The organism is Mycobacterium novum, assembly GCF_010726505.1.
Lineage (GTDB): Bacteria > Actinomycetota > Actinomycetes > Mycobacteriales > Mycobacteriaceae > Mycobacterium > Mycobacterium algericum.
The window spans coordinates 1814760-1828109 of the sequence record NZ_AP022562.1 but is presented as its reverse complement, the minus strand read 5'-3'; the positions used below and the strand labels follow the sequence as shown (position 1 = coordinate 1828109).

Here is a 13350-nt window from a genome sequence, read left to right as displayed (position 1 = left end):
ACGGACGGGGAGCAGCAGACCGCAGACACCGCCGCTACCACAGCTACCGTAGTTACCGCGGACGAGCACACCGCAGCAGACGACGCAACGACGGAGTCGGTCATGGCCGACGCGGCGGACGGCGGGTCGGCGCCGTCCCGGCTCGGGCGCCGCCACCTGCTCGGTATCTGTGCGTTGCTGGTCGTCCTGGCCGCGGGGTTGGCGGCCGCCGGATACCAGGGCCTGCGTGACCATGCGGCGAGTCAGGCCATGGCGCGCGACAACGCGGAAGCGGTCGAGGCGGCGAAGCACTGCGTACTGGCCACCCAGGCGCCCGACGGCGCCGACGTGGCCGTGGCCCAACAGCAGATTCTCGACTGCGCCGCCGGCGAGTTCCGGACCCAGGCCGGCCTGTACGGGGAGATCTTCGTTCAGGCGTATCGGGCGGCCAAGGTGCACACCGAGCTCACCGAGATGGGTGCCGCGGTCGAGCGGAACAACGAGGACGGCTCCGTCGACGTCCTGGTCGCCTTCCGCGTCAAGGTCGACAACGTCGAGGCCCAGGGCAAAGAGGTGGGCTACCGGCTGCGGGCCCAGATGGTCCGCGAAGACGGCCAGTACCGGATCGGCCGACTCGATCAGGTGGCCCGGTGACCGACGCGGTAACCGAGGCGCCGGAGACCCCACCGGCGCGGTGGCGGGCTCGCGCGGCTGCGTTGGCGATCGACCTGCTGCCGGGCACGATCGTAACGGCGGCGATGGCGTTGGCGGCACTGGGTTTTCCGGCCGGCGGCGCGTGGTGGTGGGTCGCGGTGTCGATCGCCGGACTGGCGATCCTGGCGACCGCGGCCAACCGGACGCTGCTGCCGGTGCTCACCGGGTGGACCCTGGGCCGCGCGTTCGCCGGAATCGAGGTGGTGCGCGGCGGCGGCACGACCGAGCCGGTCGGTGTCGCGCGGCTGCTGCTGCGCGAGGTGGCGCACCTGCTCGACACGTTGCCGCTCTTCGCCGGCTGGCTCTGGCCGCTGCGCGACAAGCGCGGGCGCACCTTCGCGGACATGCTGGCCCGCACCGAGGTCCGCCAGGCCACCACCCGCCGGGCGCCGGAGGGAGTCCGGGCTAGGACCGGCGCGGTCTTCGTGGCGGCCGCCGTGCTCAGCGTGATCGCCGCGGCGGCCGGCTACCTGCTGGTCTTCCAGCGCGAACACACCTCGGAGGTGGCGCGAGGCGAACTGTCCCGGCAGGGACCCAAGATCGTCGCGGACATGCTGTCGTACGACCCGCAGACTCTGCAGGACGATTTTGCCCGGGCCCAGTCGTTGGCGACCGAGAAGTACCGCGAACAGTTGGTGCCGCAACAAGATGCGATCCGCAACGGCGCACCGGTTCCGAACTACTATCGCGTCGCCGACGCCGCGGTGCTCAACGCGACCCCGCAGCGCGGGGCGATGCTGCTGTTCCTGCAGGGGCAGCGCGGCACCGCCGGAAAGGAGCGCCTGATCAGCGCCACCGTGCGGGTCACCTTCGCCAAGGCGGCGGGGGACTGGCGGGTCGATGACCTCACCGTCGTCAGCAAGCCGCTGCCGGCCGAGGGAGAGAAATGAGCCCGCGGCGGCTGATCGGCGCCGACGACCGGCCGCTATTCGTCGAGCGGGACGTCCCGCCCGGCCGGGCGCTGACCGCCGTGCTCACGGCCGCACTGCTGTTGGCGGCCGCGGCGATCACGGTGTGCACGCTGGTGCTCGTCTCGCATGCATCCAACCATCGGGCGGCGATGCGGGACGTCGAGGTCCTCGGCGACGTGGAGGCCTTCATGACGATGTTCTCCTCGCCGGACCCGTTCAACGCCAACGACTACGTGGCAGACGTAATGGCCCATGCCACCGGAGAATTCGAGAAGGAGTGCCAGGACAAGGCCAATCAGATCCTGCTCGCGGTCGCGCGAAGCGAGCCGACCACCGGAACGGTGGTCGGGACCGGGATCGAGCGGTGGAACGACGATGGCAGCGTCAACGTGCTGGTGGCCGTCGAGAACAGCGGCAAATCGCCCGACGGCAAACAGGATGTCAGCGCCGCATCCCGCTGGCTGCTGACGGCGCAGAAGGAAGGGGACCAGTGGAAGATCAGCAATCTGAACCAGGTGCTGTGACCGAGACGTCCTCCGACGGCGACGACGGTCTGACCGAGGACATCGAGGCCACCACCGGCGACGACGGTGATGGCGAGCCGGAAACCGACGACAGCGGTGATGGCGAGCCCGAAACCGACGCCGATGGTGACGGCGAGCCCGAAACCGGGGCCGCCGCAACCAAACCCCGCGTCCGCCGGCAGGTCAGCCTGCGGCTGGCCGGTGCGCTGGCCGCTGCGCTCTTCGTCGCGTCGGCCGCATTCGCGGCCGGTGCCGCCCAGCCCTACCTCGTCGATCGGGCCGAAGTGGCCACCAAGCTCGACATCGCCCGGACCGCGGCCAGGGCGATCCACACGTTGTGGAACTACACGCCCGAGAACATGGACACGCTGCCGGATCGGGCCGCGGTCTACCTCAGCGGCGACCTCGAAGCCCAGTACCGCAAGTTCATCGCCGCGATCGCGGAGAGCAACAAGCAGGCGAAGGTCACCGACACCACCGAGATCGTCGGTGCCGCGGTGGAATCGCTGCAGGGTCCGGAAGCCACCGTCATCGTGTACACCAACACCTCGGCCACCAGTGAACTGAACCGGGCCGTGCCGTCGATCAAGTACCTGGCCTACCGGCTGTACATGAAGCGCGAGCAGAACCGCTGGGTGGTGACCAGGATGCCCACCATCACCTCACTGGACCTGACTCCGCGCCTGCCGGGCTGACCCCTATGCCGATCGCGTCGCCGTTGTCGCAGCGGCGCACCGTGCTGGCCCTGCTGCTGCTGACGTTCGCCACCGGCCTGGTCGACGCGATCAGCGTCTTGGTGCTGGGGCGCGTTTTCGTCGCGAACATGACCGGCAACGCGATCTTTCTGGGGTTCCTGTTCGTCCCGGGGGCCGGATTCGACCTGACCGCGGTGTTGCTGGCGTTCGGCGGGTTCCTGCTCGGGGCGATGGTCGGCGGCCGGCTGGTGCGACGGCTGGGACACCGGCCGCGGTCATGGGTGACCGCCGCGCTGAGCATCGAGGCGGCACTGTTGCTGGTGCTGGCCGCGCTGACCGGCGCCGGCGTGCTGCGATACGCCGACGCGACCAGGCTGATCCTGATCGCCGGTCTGGCGGTGGCGTTCGGCGTGCAGAACTCGACCGCGCGCCAGTTCGGCATCCAGGAGCTCTACACCACCGTCCTCACGTCGACGATCGTGGGCCTCGGGGTGGACAGCCGGCTGGCCGGAGGCAGCGGAGAGCGCCAGAAGCTGCGGCTGGGGGTGGTGCTGACGATGATCGGTGGCGCCGTCGTCGGAGCGACACTGGCCCGCGTCGTCGTGGCGCCGGTGATCGCGCTGGCCGCGGCGGTGGTCACGGCGAGCATGCTGGTGTTCCGCTACGGCTGAGCCACCGGCCCGCTCGCCGCGAGATTGCAACCATGCAGCATTTTCCGCGGATTCGCCTGCATCAGTTCAATCTCGGCGAAGGATAGCCCGTCAGGCGCCGCCGGGTTCATGCGGCGGTCCCAGTGTCGCCTCTCCTCCGTCGAGGCTCGCTGAACCGCCGAATTCAGGGCGGAGGATCGAACTGAGCGCCGACAGCGGGATGTGCGCTTGGACGTTGCCGCCGTCCATGTACCACTGCATCTGGTTGTACTGGATCGGCGAGTCGTGGCTGACCGGGTAATCGGGCATGTACAGGATCAACTCGTCGGGGGTCAACGCCCATGACCGGTAACCCCCGGAGAACACCTTGTCGGGGGTGAATCGTTCGGGCACGAACGGATAGTCACCGGGGCGGTGCTCCCAGAACGCCCGGTCCAATGCCGCCACGATGTAGGGCTCGCCGAGCTGCGGGATCGTCGCGAACGGATCCACCCCCGGTTTGGTGATGTCGGCCAACTGCAGTTGTTGTCCACGAGCCATGTCGAAGGTGAAGGTGCGGTAGGCGTTGTTGATGTACGGCCCGTCGGAGTGGTAGTCCTCGTGGAAGACCACGCTCAGCGCGTCACCGTGCTGGAAGATCTCGAAATTCTCGTTGCCCCAGCTGTCGGCGACCATCGAGGCGCCCTTGGCGCGCCAGTTGCCGAACAACTTCGACAGGTAGTCACGGATCGGCGGCCCGGCGACCGGGTGGTCGATCAGGTCACCGGGCACCGCCATCCGGATGTAGCGGGTCGCCTGTCGCTCGGAGCGCACATCGGTGCTGCAGTAGTGGCCGTCCCAGGCGCCGCCCAGCCCGCTGCAGAACGACGGCGCCGAGGCGCTCGCCGGCGGTGCCGCGGACACCAACAACGCCGCGGCCGCTACGCCCGTCAGTAGCCGGGTCGCCCACATAGCTTCCCTCCTAGGGCAGTTCGACTTTGCCGGCCAGCCATCGGCCGTCGACCTTCTGCATCGTCATCTTCATCCGGCTGCGGTCGACCCGCGGGTCGGGGCGCGCGGTGTTGCTGACCGTCTGATCGACCATCACCAGCACCACCACCTTGTCGGTGGACTCCGACTGAACCGCCGAGTCCACCACCGTGCCGCGCGCCGAGGCCTTGTTGTCGATGAGCAGCTGGCGCAGCTCAACGCTGGCCTTGGTGTAGGTGTCCTTGAAATCACCGGTCGCGCCGTTGAGTACCGTGGCGAAGTCGTCGTCGACCTTGCCGGAGTCGATGCTGGTCAACACCTGGGCGTAGTCCACGGCGGCACGCTGCCCGGCCGCGGCGGCGGCGGCGACCCGGTGTTGTTGCCACAGTTGCCAGCCCAGCCCCGCTGCCAGGCCGAACACCGTCAGGTAGACGGCGGCGATGCCGGCGATCGCCCACCGGTTCGGCGGTGGCGGGCCGGCCGTCTGCGGCGCGGCGGCCGGTTTCTCGGTGACCGTCGATTCCGGTTCGCCCTCGGCGGTTTCCGTCTGCTTGGGGGTATCTTCGGCGGCCGGTTCGTCAGGGGTGCTCACCGCGGCGTCTCCTCGGGTGTCATTCTGGCGGCTCGATCAACATCGGCGGCCCGCCGTACTCGGTGGGAACGGTGTAGCGCCCCTTGGGGGTCGGGTCGGTGGTCGCGGCCAAGTCGGCGCCCGGCGGCGGGCCGGCGGTGTCGTCCCCCGGCGGGCGCGGCGCGTTGTGGGCACCACGCACCAAGACCGACTGGTCGGTGTCACGGCAATAGCCGTACAAGAACGGCTCGGGGTAGTCCGCCGCCGACGGCGGGCGCCGCGGCGTGCCGTAATCGCAGGTGTAGCGCGGGTAGATGTCCACCGTCGCCCACATCCCGTCCTCGTGGATCGCCGAGTCGAGCGCCTCCACCGTCGACCGGCGGTAATCGGGGAACAGCGCGTTGAGCGCCGGAACCCGGACGTAGAGCAGTTGCGCCGTGGTGGCCAGATTGGCCAGCAGGCCGACCATGGTGTCGGAGTTGTCGTCGAAGAGCCCGTCGACCGCCGACAGCATGCCGGGCGCCTGGTCGACGAATCGGCGGTAGCCGCCCATCATCGGGCTGATTCCCTTGAACACCTTGTCGAGGTTCGCCGAGGTCACGGCCATGCCGTTGTTGACGTCGCTGAGCATGGTGAGCACCACCCGGCTCGACTTCAGCAAGCTCACCGTCTCCGGCAGCACCGAATCCAGGGTGGACAACAAGAAGGTGCCGCCGTCGACGATGTCGGTGAGCTTCTGGGGGCCCTCGTCGGACAGGCTGAGTTCCTTCTTGATCAGGTCGAGTTTGCGCGGGTCGGTCTGTGCCAGCATGCCATCGGCGTCGGCGAGCAACTGCGACATCGGGATCGGGGTCGTCACACGGTCCTGGGAGACGACGCTGCCGCCCGAGAGGAAGGGCCCGGCGCTGGACGGGGGCTCGAAGTCGATGTACTGCTCACCGGCGGCCGACAGACCAGACACCCGCACCTTGCTGGCGGCCGGAATCTTCACCGTCGAGGAGATGTTGGCGACCGCGTCGACACCGGTGCCGCTGGCCCGCAGCGACTCGATCCGGCCCACCGGAACCCCGCGGACCGAGACGTCCTGGTTGGCGAGCAGCCCACCGGAATCGGGCAGCGCGATCGTGATCTGGTAGGTCGAGCGGGTCGGATTGACCCGCAGCGCCCCCACCAACAGGTAGGCGGTCGCCACCACCAGGGTCATCGCCAGCGCGAGCCCCGACAGCAGGTTCTTTCGCCGGTAACCGGCGCGAACCAGCGCGACGATGCGACGGCTGACGGCATCGATCATGGTGTCGGCCCCTGCCCCATCAGGCCCGGGTCGTTGGCAGCGGCCTCAGCCTCGGCCGGTGTCGGGGGGATCGGTGGCCCGACGGCCGTCCACGGCGCCTGACCCATGTCGGAGTCCGGGCCGCGACCCACCACGCGTTCTTGCAGCCGCCAGAGCGCGTACTTGATCGAGCCGGCCAGTTTGGCCCAGTCGTAGCGTTTCGGGCCGTGGAACGCCGGGTCGCCCTTGAACCCGGCGTCGGGCATCGAGCCCCACACCAGTCGGTCGATGCTGGCGTGTATCGCGACACCGGTGCCGGCCGTCGATTTGATCAACGGTGCCATCAGCCGGTTCAGCGCGCGCAGGCTGGTGTTCGGGTCGGTCGCCACATCGTTCCAAGCGCCGGCGATTATGTTGGCGTCCTTGATGAAACTGTGCCCGGAGTCGTCGGTCCCGGCGATCGACGGAAACCGGGCCAGCTGTCGGCTGGTTGCGCCGAGCTCCTCGACGAGGTCGGCGAGCTGACTGGTGTTGTCCACCAGTGTGTCGGTGGCCGGGCCCGCCGCGTTGAGCATCTCGGTCAGCGCCTCGCTGCGGGCGTCGAGCCGGTCGGCGAGCCGGCTGGTCTCACGCAGCGCCGTCTCGATCTCGCCGGAGCGGGCGTTGAGTTTCGCCAGCAGTTCGTTGGACTGGTTGATCAGTTTCCCGAACGCTTCGCCCTGGTCGCCGGTGGCCTTACCGGCGCCATTGACGAGGTTGGTGAAGTTCTGCACCGCGCCGCCGTTCACCAGCAGCGCCGCCGAGCTCAACACCGACTCCACGGTGGCGGCCGACGCGGTGGCGTCCAACCCGATGACGTCGCCGCCCTTGAGCAGCGGGGCCGACGGGTCGACCCGGGCCGGCGGTTTGATCGCGACGAACACGTCGCCGAGCGGGGTCGCCGACCGCAATTCAGCGGTGCTGCCCACCGGGATCCGGACACCGTCCATGATCCGCAGTTCGGTGACCGCGGTGTAGTTGCGGGCGACCATCGACTCCAGCTGACCGACGTCGGCGCCGGCGAGCTTCACCTTGGCGTGCCCGGGCAGGTTCAGCGCGTTGGCGAACACCGCGGTGATCCGATATCCCCCACTGCCGATGCCGGGCGCCGGCAGCGGCAGGCTGCCCAGGCCATTGGTGCCGCAGCCCGCCGCCGACGAGACCACCATCGCACTGCACAGCAGGGCCAGTGCCGCCCTCGGGGACCGCAGTCGTCGCGTCACGTCTACTGCCCCATCATCGAAAGGCCGTCCAGCACATACGTCAGCCCGAAATCCGGGCCGTAATCCGCCAAGGTTCCGGTGCCGCAACCCAACTGGCGAAGGTGCATCATGTTGCACAGCTCCTTGGTGCTTTGGCTGTCGACGAGGATCTTATCGACCAGGGCGTGCAGCCGGACCGCCCCGTTGTTGGTGTCGACGGCGTTGTAGAGGTTCTCCAACGTCAACGGCAGCAGGTTGAGCAGCTCGGCCAGGTCGCGTTGCTTCTCGACGAGCGTCGTCGCTGCCGTGTCGCCGTTGAGGACGGCTTGCTTGAGGTTGTCCCGGTTGGCCTGCAGCAGCGTGGTCGCCTGCGTGATGATCTCGTTGAACTTGTGACCGGTGCTGCCGGTGCCGAAGTCCTCGTCGGCGAGCATCTGACCCAATTGCCGGGTGGTGGAACCGAATTGCCGCAACTTCGCGTCGTTGCGGGCCGCAGCGTCCATCAGTGAGCTGAGGTTGGTGATGATCGTGGTCAACTGATCACCGGTCGCCTCACCGTGGTCGGAGCTGAGTCGCAGTGCCCGCGACAACTCGCCGAGCGCCGATTTGATCTTCTCGCCGTTGCCGTCGGCGATATCGGCGCCGGCGTTGATCACATCGGCGATCGGCCCGTTGCCTTTGCCGTCGCCGCCGAGCGACTTGGAGACCTTGTCGAGCATGTCCAGCACCCGATCGAACGCCACCGGCGTCCGGGTGCGGTTGAGTCCGATAGTGGTGCGGTCGGCCAGCACCGGTCCGCCTGCGTAGGCCGGGGTCAACTCGATCTGCCGTGCGGTGAGGATCGAGGTGTTGATGGTCACCGCGTGGACATCGGCGGGCACCTTCACCCCGCGGTCGACGGTGAACTCCGCCTCGACGTATTCGCCCTTCGGGGTGACCTTTTTGACCTTGCCCACCGGCATCCCGAGCACCGCGACCACATTGTCCTCGTACAACCCTGCGGCGCTGTCGAATTGGGCGGTGACGGTGATGTGCCCACCGAACGGTTTGAGGTAGTAGACGGCCACGCCTGCGACGACCAGCGCGCCGGCGATCAGGCTCGTCACGATCGCCCTGAGGCGCCGACGGTCCCGGCCGGAGCCTGCCGAGAGTGCCTGGCGGGTCGACGGACCCGGGTCATCCGGCTCCTCGATCGGGTCATCGGCGGCGATCCGCGGGGGCGCGCTCATTTGCAGTCCTTGAAGTACTCGATCATGCCGAACTGCTTGGCGCGGCCGCTGATGGCGCACATCCACGAGTCGATCGCGATCCCGTTGCCGGCGAAGAACTCGATGCCCGGGCCATAACCGGTGGCGTTGGTGATACCCCGCAACGGCGGCGGCGCGGACTGGATCAGGCTGCGCAGCAGGTCGTCATGCTCGCCGAGCATGTCCGACAGCGAGCGCAGGTTGACCAGCATGTCGTCGAGCATCGCCCGGTCGTTGACCACGACGTTGTTCAGATTGCCGGTCAGATTGGTCAGCGCCGCCAGCATTGCGTGAAAAGTGTGCTGCCGCAACACCAACTCCCCGATGAGATCCTGGCCCTGGTCGACCAGGTTGCCCAGGTTCGTCTGTTGGCTGCGTAGCGTGTTGGCCACTCGCTGGGTGCTGGCGAGCAGCGTGCCGAGCTGATCGCGCCGGTCGGCGGTGACCTTGGCCAGCGAATGCAGGTTGGCCATCGCCCGGGGGATGATCGGCGGCAGCCCGCTCAGTTGTTGGCCGAGCACCGCCAGCGACTGTGCGAACTGGTCGGAGTCGACCTGGTCGAACGTGGTGGTGGCGTCCTCGAGCAGCGACTCCAGGTCGTAGGGAACCTCGGTGTGGGCGAGGGTGATCCGTTTGCCCGGCAACGAGCCGGGGCCGTCGGGCTCCAACTTGAGATAGCGGGAGCCGAGGATCGTCATCACCTGGATCTTCGCCCGGGTGTCGCGGCCCAGCCCGATGTCGTTGCGCACCGAGAGGCCGGCCTCGACGTGGTTGCCGGCGAGTCGCATGCTCGTCACGCGGCCCACCTCGATGCCCGCGACCACGATCGGGTTGCCGGGTGCCAGCGCGGCGGCCTGGGCGAACTCGGCGGTGTAGCGCGTGTAGCCGACGCCGAGCACCTTGACCAACAGCGCCGCGGCGACGACCGCCGTCACCACCGCCAGCGCGCCGAATCCCAGCCAGGTGGTGTTGTAGGACTCCAGCGGTCGCTCCCGCCAGCGGCGGAGGAATCCGCCGCTCCGCATCGGCCCGGCGCTACCCATCGACGGTGTTCCGGCATCGGGGCGAGTGCCACGCCAGGTTCTCCCGGGTGATCGGGCGGGCGTTGCCGGGGGTGGCGGCGTTGACGATGATCGTGGTGATGTCGTTGAGGCCGGGGAAGAATCCGGCGGCGTTCAGGTCGCAGAGGTAGGCGTTGCCGTAGGCGCCCTCCCCGAAGGCCCGCCCGAGGCCCTTGAGTAGCAGTGGCAGGTTGGCGCCGGTGAACGCCAGCTGCGGTTCGATGCCCGTCATGTGTTTGGTGAACCCGGGTTCCCGGTTGACCATCTCCTCGAAGGACGGGAAGACCTCGTCGGCGATGTTCGACAGTTGCCGCGTCACCCGGGCCAGCGAGCCGACCGAGGACTGCAACGCCGGGCGGCGCGCGTCCAGGTCGGTGACCGCCCGCCGGGCCTGGGTCAGGGCGTGGTCCAACTGATCGTTCTGTCCGGCGATGGTGCCGGTCAGCCGGTTGAGGCTGGTGATCAGGTCACCGAGCATCTCATCGCGTCCGGCCAGCGTGGCGGTCAGCGTCGACGACTGGTCCACCAGCGCGGTGATCGAGGCTTGGTCACCCTGCAGGGACTGCAGCACCCCCTTGGTCAGATCGTCGGCCTGCTTCGGATTCAGCAGCGACATCAACGGTTTGAAGCCGTTGAGCAGCGCGCCGACATCGAAGGAGGGCTCGGTGTGTTCCACACCGATCACGCTGCCGCGGGGCAGCACCCGTTCTTGTCCGGGAGCGCCCGCGCCCAGCGACAATCCGAGATAACGCTGGCCGATGATGTTCTGATACGTCACCGACGCGACCGTGTTGCCGTACAGCTTCTGGTCGCTTTGGACGATGAACGAGACCTTCGCCAGCTTCCCGTCCAGCTCGACCTTCTCCACCCGGCCCACCCGCACCCCGGCCATCCGAACGTCGTCGCCCTCGCGTAGCCCGTACACGTCGGTGAAGACCGCCGCGTACGGCGCGGTGGCCCCGGCCACATCGCGTCGCAGCGTGGCGTACACCAGCCAGGTCAGTACCGTCGAAACGACCATGAAAATGGATAGGCCGATCAGTGGGCCACGGAATGTCACTGGGGTTCTCCCGTACCGGCGGGGACGAAGGAAACGGCGGTGCCGCGGGCGACCGGGCCGAGCAGCAACTGGGTCGCCACCGACGCCGGCTCACGCTGGCCGGTGATCAGGCCGAGCTGATTGCGTTCGGTCTGGCTGCCGACCGGCCCGACATTGCCGCCGTGGGCGGCGAATCCGGCATTGCCGCCGTAGGCCGCAGGCGCGACCGGCGACGCCGGCTGCCACTCCGGCGCGTGGGGCTGAGCCGGGATCGGCGGCTCCGGTGGCGGCGGCGGAGCGGGGTCGAGCGGGTCGGCATTGCTGGGAACACGCGGGAACGGCCCGGTCCACCACGGCAGCGGCGGGTTGGTGTCCTCGAGGCTGCGATCGGGGTCGATCAGCGGCGGCCCGACGGCGCGAAGGTTCCCGTCGGGGCCGATCTCGGTGCCGGGCGGCGGCTCGAGGCCGGCCGGGAAGCGGTAGTTCTGCGGAAGCATGGTCTCGGGCAGTTCGGGCCGCACCGAGATCATCGGCGCGGTGAAGCAGCTCGGTCCCTTCAGCTCGCCGTACTGCGGGCAGTCGGCCCTGGTGTAGGTGTGCAACGGGGTGAAGGACAGGTTGGCGCGCATGCTCCGGGTGACCAATCTGGGGTCGTAGAGCTGGTCGAAGAATTTGTCGGAGAGCCGGTTGACCCGGGTGAAGATCGGAACGTACTTGTCGGCGTTGTTGGCCAGCACGCCGACGACGGGCGTGAGGTCGTGGGTGATCGCGATCAGCTGGTCGATGTGGTTGTCGAACGCTTCCCGGGAGACGCCCACAGTGTGCTGGCTACCGGCGACCAGTGAGGCCAGTTCGGCGCGTTTCTCGGCGAACACCCGCATCGGCTCGACCGCCTGATGCAGTGCGTCGACCAGATCGGGGGCGGTCGTCTGCAGGCCGTGGGTGGCATCGAGCAGGGCCGAGACCGTCGACGGGCCGGGCTCGGTGGCGACGATGCCGTTGAGCTGCTCCAGCAGTCGCGTCATGTTCGCGCCGGCGTTCAGCAGTTTGACCCGGCGGTTGTCGGTGGCCGCGCCGACGGCGGCCAGGATGCCCAGACTATGGTCCTCGCGGCCGCGGCCGGTGGCGGCCAGGATGTCGCGGAGTTTCGACACCGTGGTCTGGAAGATCACCGTCGAGAGCTCACCGTTCTCGGCGATGTGCGTGCCGTCACGGATGGTCGGCCCGCCGCCGCCATCGCCGGGGTCGACGAGCTGGATGGACGACACCGCGAAGACGTTGGACGGCACCACCCGGGCGGTGACCGAGGCCGGGATGTCCTTGGCGTGGTCGGGTTTGAGGTTGATGTGCACGTAGTTGGGCTTGCCGTAGGCCGCCGGGATGACGTCGGTGACGCTGCCGACCAGCAGGCCGCGGTATTTGACGTCGGACTGGGCGGGCAGCCCGTCGCCGACGTTGAGCAGATCGGCCACTACCCGCACGTAACTGTTGAGCATGCCGGTGGACTTGGCCAGCAGGCCCGTGGTGATCAACGCGATCACCGCGAGAACCGCCACTCCGGCGCCGAGAAGTTGGCCCTCGGAGGGGCCGCGGCCGTCGGTGTCGAGGGAATTGCCCATTCAGCCACCGAACCTTGCGCCGGCGTCGATGCTCCACAACGCCATCGTCAGCAGCATGTTGACCATGATCACGATCGTGATGGACGCTCGCATGGCGCGGCCGGCGGCGACCCCGACACCCTCCGGGCCCCCGGCGGCGTAGAACCCGTAGTAGCACTGCACGGTGGAAGCCAGCCACACGAACACCACGCACTTGAATACCGAATAGACGATGTCCTTGCCGGACAGCATCATCGTGAAGTAGTGCAGATAAGGCCCGATGGACCCGCCGCTGATGACGCCGGTGACCACCTGACAGGTCAGGTAGGTGATCGCCAGGCAGGCCACGTAGAGCGGGATCACCGCGATGGTGGCTGCCAGCAACCGGGTGGTGACCAGAAACGGGATCGGCCGGATCGCAATGGAATCCAGCGCGTCGATCTCCTCGGCGATCCGCATCGCGCCGAGCTGCGCGGTGAACCGGCAGCCGGCCTGCATCGCGAACGCCAACGACGCCATGATCGGGGCCAGCTCCCGGGTGTTGACCAGCGAGGAGATGATGCCGGTCGCCGGACCCAGCCCCAGCAGGTTCAGGAAGTTGTAGCCCTCGATCGCCACCAGCGCGCCGGCGGTGAAGCCGAGCACCACCGCCACTCCGGCGGTGCCGCCGCCGACCACGATGGAGCCGTTGCCCCAGGCGATGTCGGAGAGCAGCCGCAGGAACTCTTTGCGGTAGTGACGCAGCACAGTCGGCACACCGGCGGCTGCGCGGCCGAAGAAGACCAGCATGTGGCCCAGCCGGATGGTCGGTGCCGACACCATGCGGTAAGCCCGCAGCACAGGGCGTGCGATCACCGGGATATAGGGAGACGCCGTCATCG

General features: G+C 68.4%; 14 protein-coding genes. 5 read left to right on the top strand and 9 right to left on the bottom strand.

The features are described from left to right. Positions 1-102 precede the first annotated feature (102 nt). From G6N19_RS08435 to G6N19_RS08415, 5 genes are read left to right on the top strand one after another with little or no spacing between them, the layout of a single operon-like run. The gene (locus G6N19_RS08435; protein ID WP_232062577.1) at positions 103-633 is read left to right on the top strand and encodes an Mce protein; all 531 of its coding nucleotides are present in this window, start codon (positions 103-105) and stop codon (positions 631-633) included. Continuing rightward, positions 630-1583 (top strand): RDD family protein, encoded by a 954-nt coding sequence (locus G6N19_RS08430; protein WP_193466132.1) that lies wholly within the window; start codon positions 630-632, stop codon positions 1581-1583. The genes G6N19_RS08435 and G6N19_RS08430 overlap by 4 nt, the downstream gene beginning before the upstream one ends. Then, positions 1580-2128, top strand: a complete 549-nt coding sequence (locus G6N19_RS08425) for a hypothetical protein (protein WP_013827074.1) — start codon at positions 1580-1582, stop codon at positions 2126-2128. The genes G6N19_RS08430 and G6N19_RS08425 overlap by 4 nt, the downstream gene beginning before the upstream one ends. Further along, complete coding sequence (locus G6N19_RS08420) at positions 2095-2823, top strand: mammalian cell entry protein (protein ID WP_193466131.1); 729 nt, start codon at positions 2095-2097, stop codon at positions 2821-2823. Before G6N19_RS08425 ends, G6N19_RS08420 begins: the two co-directional genes overlap by 34 nt. A 5-nt stretch (positions 2824-2828) precedes the next feature. Continuing rightward, complete coding sequence (locus G6N19_RS08415) at positions 2829-3494, top strand: YoaK family protein (protein ID WP_013827076.1); 666 nt, start codon at positions 2829-2831, stop codon at positions 3492-3494. Between the two features lie 90 nt (positions 3495-3584). Here the strand turns inward: G6N19_RS08415 and G6N19_RS08410 are convergent, their stop codons facing one another. Genes G6N19_RS08410 through G6N19_RS08370 form a run of 9 tightly spaced genes read right to left on the bottom strand, consistent with a single transcriptional unit; the run spans position 3585 to position 13348 of the window. Then, complete coding sequence (locus G6N19_RS08410; RefSeq protein WP_013827077.1) at positions 3585-4424, bottom strand: mannan-binding protein; 840 nt, start codon at positions 4422-4424, stop codon at positions 3585-3587. Between the two features lie 10 nt (positions 4425-4434). Continuing rightward, positions 4435-5034 (bottom strand): hypothetical protein, encoded by a 600-nt coding sequence (locus tag G6N19_RS08405; RefSeq protein WP_013827078.1) that lies wholly within the window; start codon positions 5032-5034, stop codon positions 4435-4437. A 19-nt stretch (positions 5035-5053) separates the two neighbouring features. Then, entirely contained in the window at positions 5054-6304 is a 1251-nt protein-coding gene (locus tag G6N19_RS08400) for an MlaD family protein (RefSeq protein ID WP_013827079.1), read from the bottom strand. After that, positions 6301-7491: an MCE family protein gene (locus G6N19_RS08395; RefSeq protein ID WP_013827080.1), complete on the bottom strand. Its 1191-nt coding sequence runs from the start codon at positions 7489-7491 to the stop codon at positions 6301-6303. Before G6N19_RS08395 ends, G6N19_RS08400 begins: the two co-directional genes overlap by 4 nt. A 56-nt stretch (positions 7492-7547) precedes the next feature. Beyond that, the gene (locus G6N19_RS08390; protein WP_013827081.1) at positions 7548-8753 is read right to left on the bottom strand and encodes an MCE family protein; all 1206 of its coding nucleotides are present in this window, start codon (positions 8751-8753) and stop codon (positions 7548-7550) included. Continuing rightward, complete coding sequence (locus G6N19_RS08385) at positions 8750-9796, bottom strand: MCE family protein (RefSeq protein ID WP_193466130.1); 1047 nt, start codon at positions 9794-9796, stop codon at positions 8750-8752. The genes G6N19_RS08390 and G6N19_RS08385 overlap by 4 nt, the downstream gene beginning before the upstream one ends. A gap of 10 nt (positions 9797-9806) precedes the next feature. Then, positions 9807-10892 carry an MCE family protein gene (locus G6N19_RS08380; protein WP_041316683.1) on the bottom strand — a complete coding sequence of 362 codons (1086 nt, stop codon included), beginning with the start codon at positions 10890-10892 and terminating at the stop codon, positions 9807-9809. Then, positions 10889-12490, bottom strand: coding sequence for an MlaD family protein (locus tag G6N19_RS08375; protein WP_013827084.1), 1602 nt, complete (start codon positions 12488-12490; stop codon positions 10889-10891). The genes G6N19_RS08380 and G6N19_RS08375 overlap by 4 nt, the downstream gene beginning before the upstream one ends. After that, positions 12491-13348, bottom strand: coding sequence for an ABC transporter permease (locus tag G6N19_RS08370; protein ID WP_041316685.1), 858 nt, complete (start codon positions 13346-13348; stop codon positions 12491-12493). Positions 13349-13350: the final 2 nt, after the last annotated feature.

What these genes read in the sequence shown, in the direction of transcription:
- G6N19_RS08435 (WP_232062577.1), top strand. Translation starts at nt 103, where the DNA reads ATGGCCGACGCGGCGGACGGCGGGTCGGCGCCGTCCCGGCTCGGGCGC.
- G6N19_RS08425 (WP_013827074.1), top strand. Translation starts at nt 1,580, where the DNA reads ATGAGCCCGCGGCGGCTGATCGGCGCCGACGACCGGCCGCTATTCGTC.
- G6N19_RS08415 (WP_013827076.1), top strand. Translation starts at nt 2,829, where the DNA reads ATGCCGATCGCGTCGCCGTTGTCGCAGCGGCGCACCGTGCTGGCCCTG.
- G6N19_RS08410 (WP_013827077.1), bottom strand. Translation starts at nt 4,424, where the DNA reads ATGTGGGCGACCCGGCTACTGACGGGCGTAGCGGCCGCGGCGTTGTTG.
- G6N19_RS08400 (WP_013827079.1), bottom strand. Translation starts at nt 6,304, where the DNA reads ATGATCGATGCCGTCAGCCGTCGCATCGTCGCGCTGGTTCGCGCCGGT.
- G6N19_RS08395 (WP_013827080.1), bottom strand. Translation starts at nt 7,491, where the DNA reads ATGGTGGTCTCGTCGGCGGCGGGCTGCGGCACCAATGGCCTGGGCAGC.
- G6N19_RS08390 (WP_013827081.1), bottom strand. Translation starts at nt 8,753, where the DNA reads ATGAGCGCGCCCCCGCGGATCGCCGCCGATGACCCGATCGAGGAGCCG.
- G6N19_RS08385 (WP_193466130.1), bottom strand. Translation starts at nt 9,796, where the DNA reads ATGCGGAGCGGCGGATTCCTCCGCCGCTGGCGGGAGCGACCGCTGGAG.
- G6N19_RS08375 (WP_013827084.1), bottom strand. Translation starts at nt 12,490, where the DNA reads ATGGGCAATTCCCTCGACACCGACGGCCGCGGCCCCTCCGAGGGCCAA.
- G6N19_RS08370 (WP_041316685.1), bottom strand. Translation starts at nt 13,348, where the DNA reads ATGACGGCGTCTCCCTATATCCCGGTGATCGCACGCCCTGTGCTGCGG.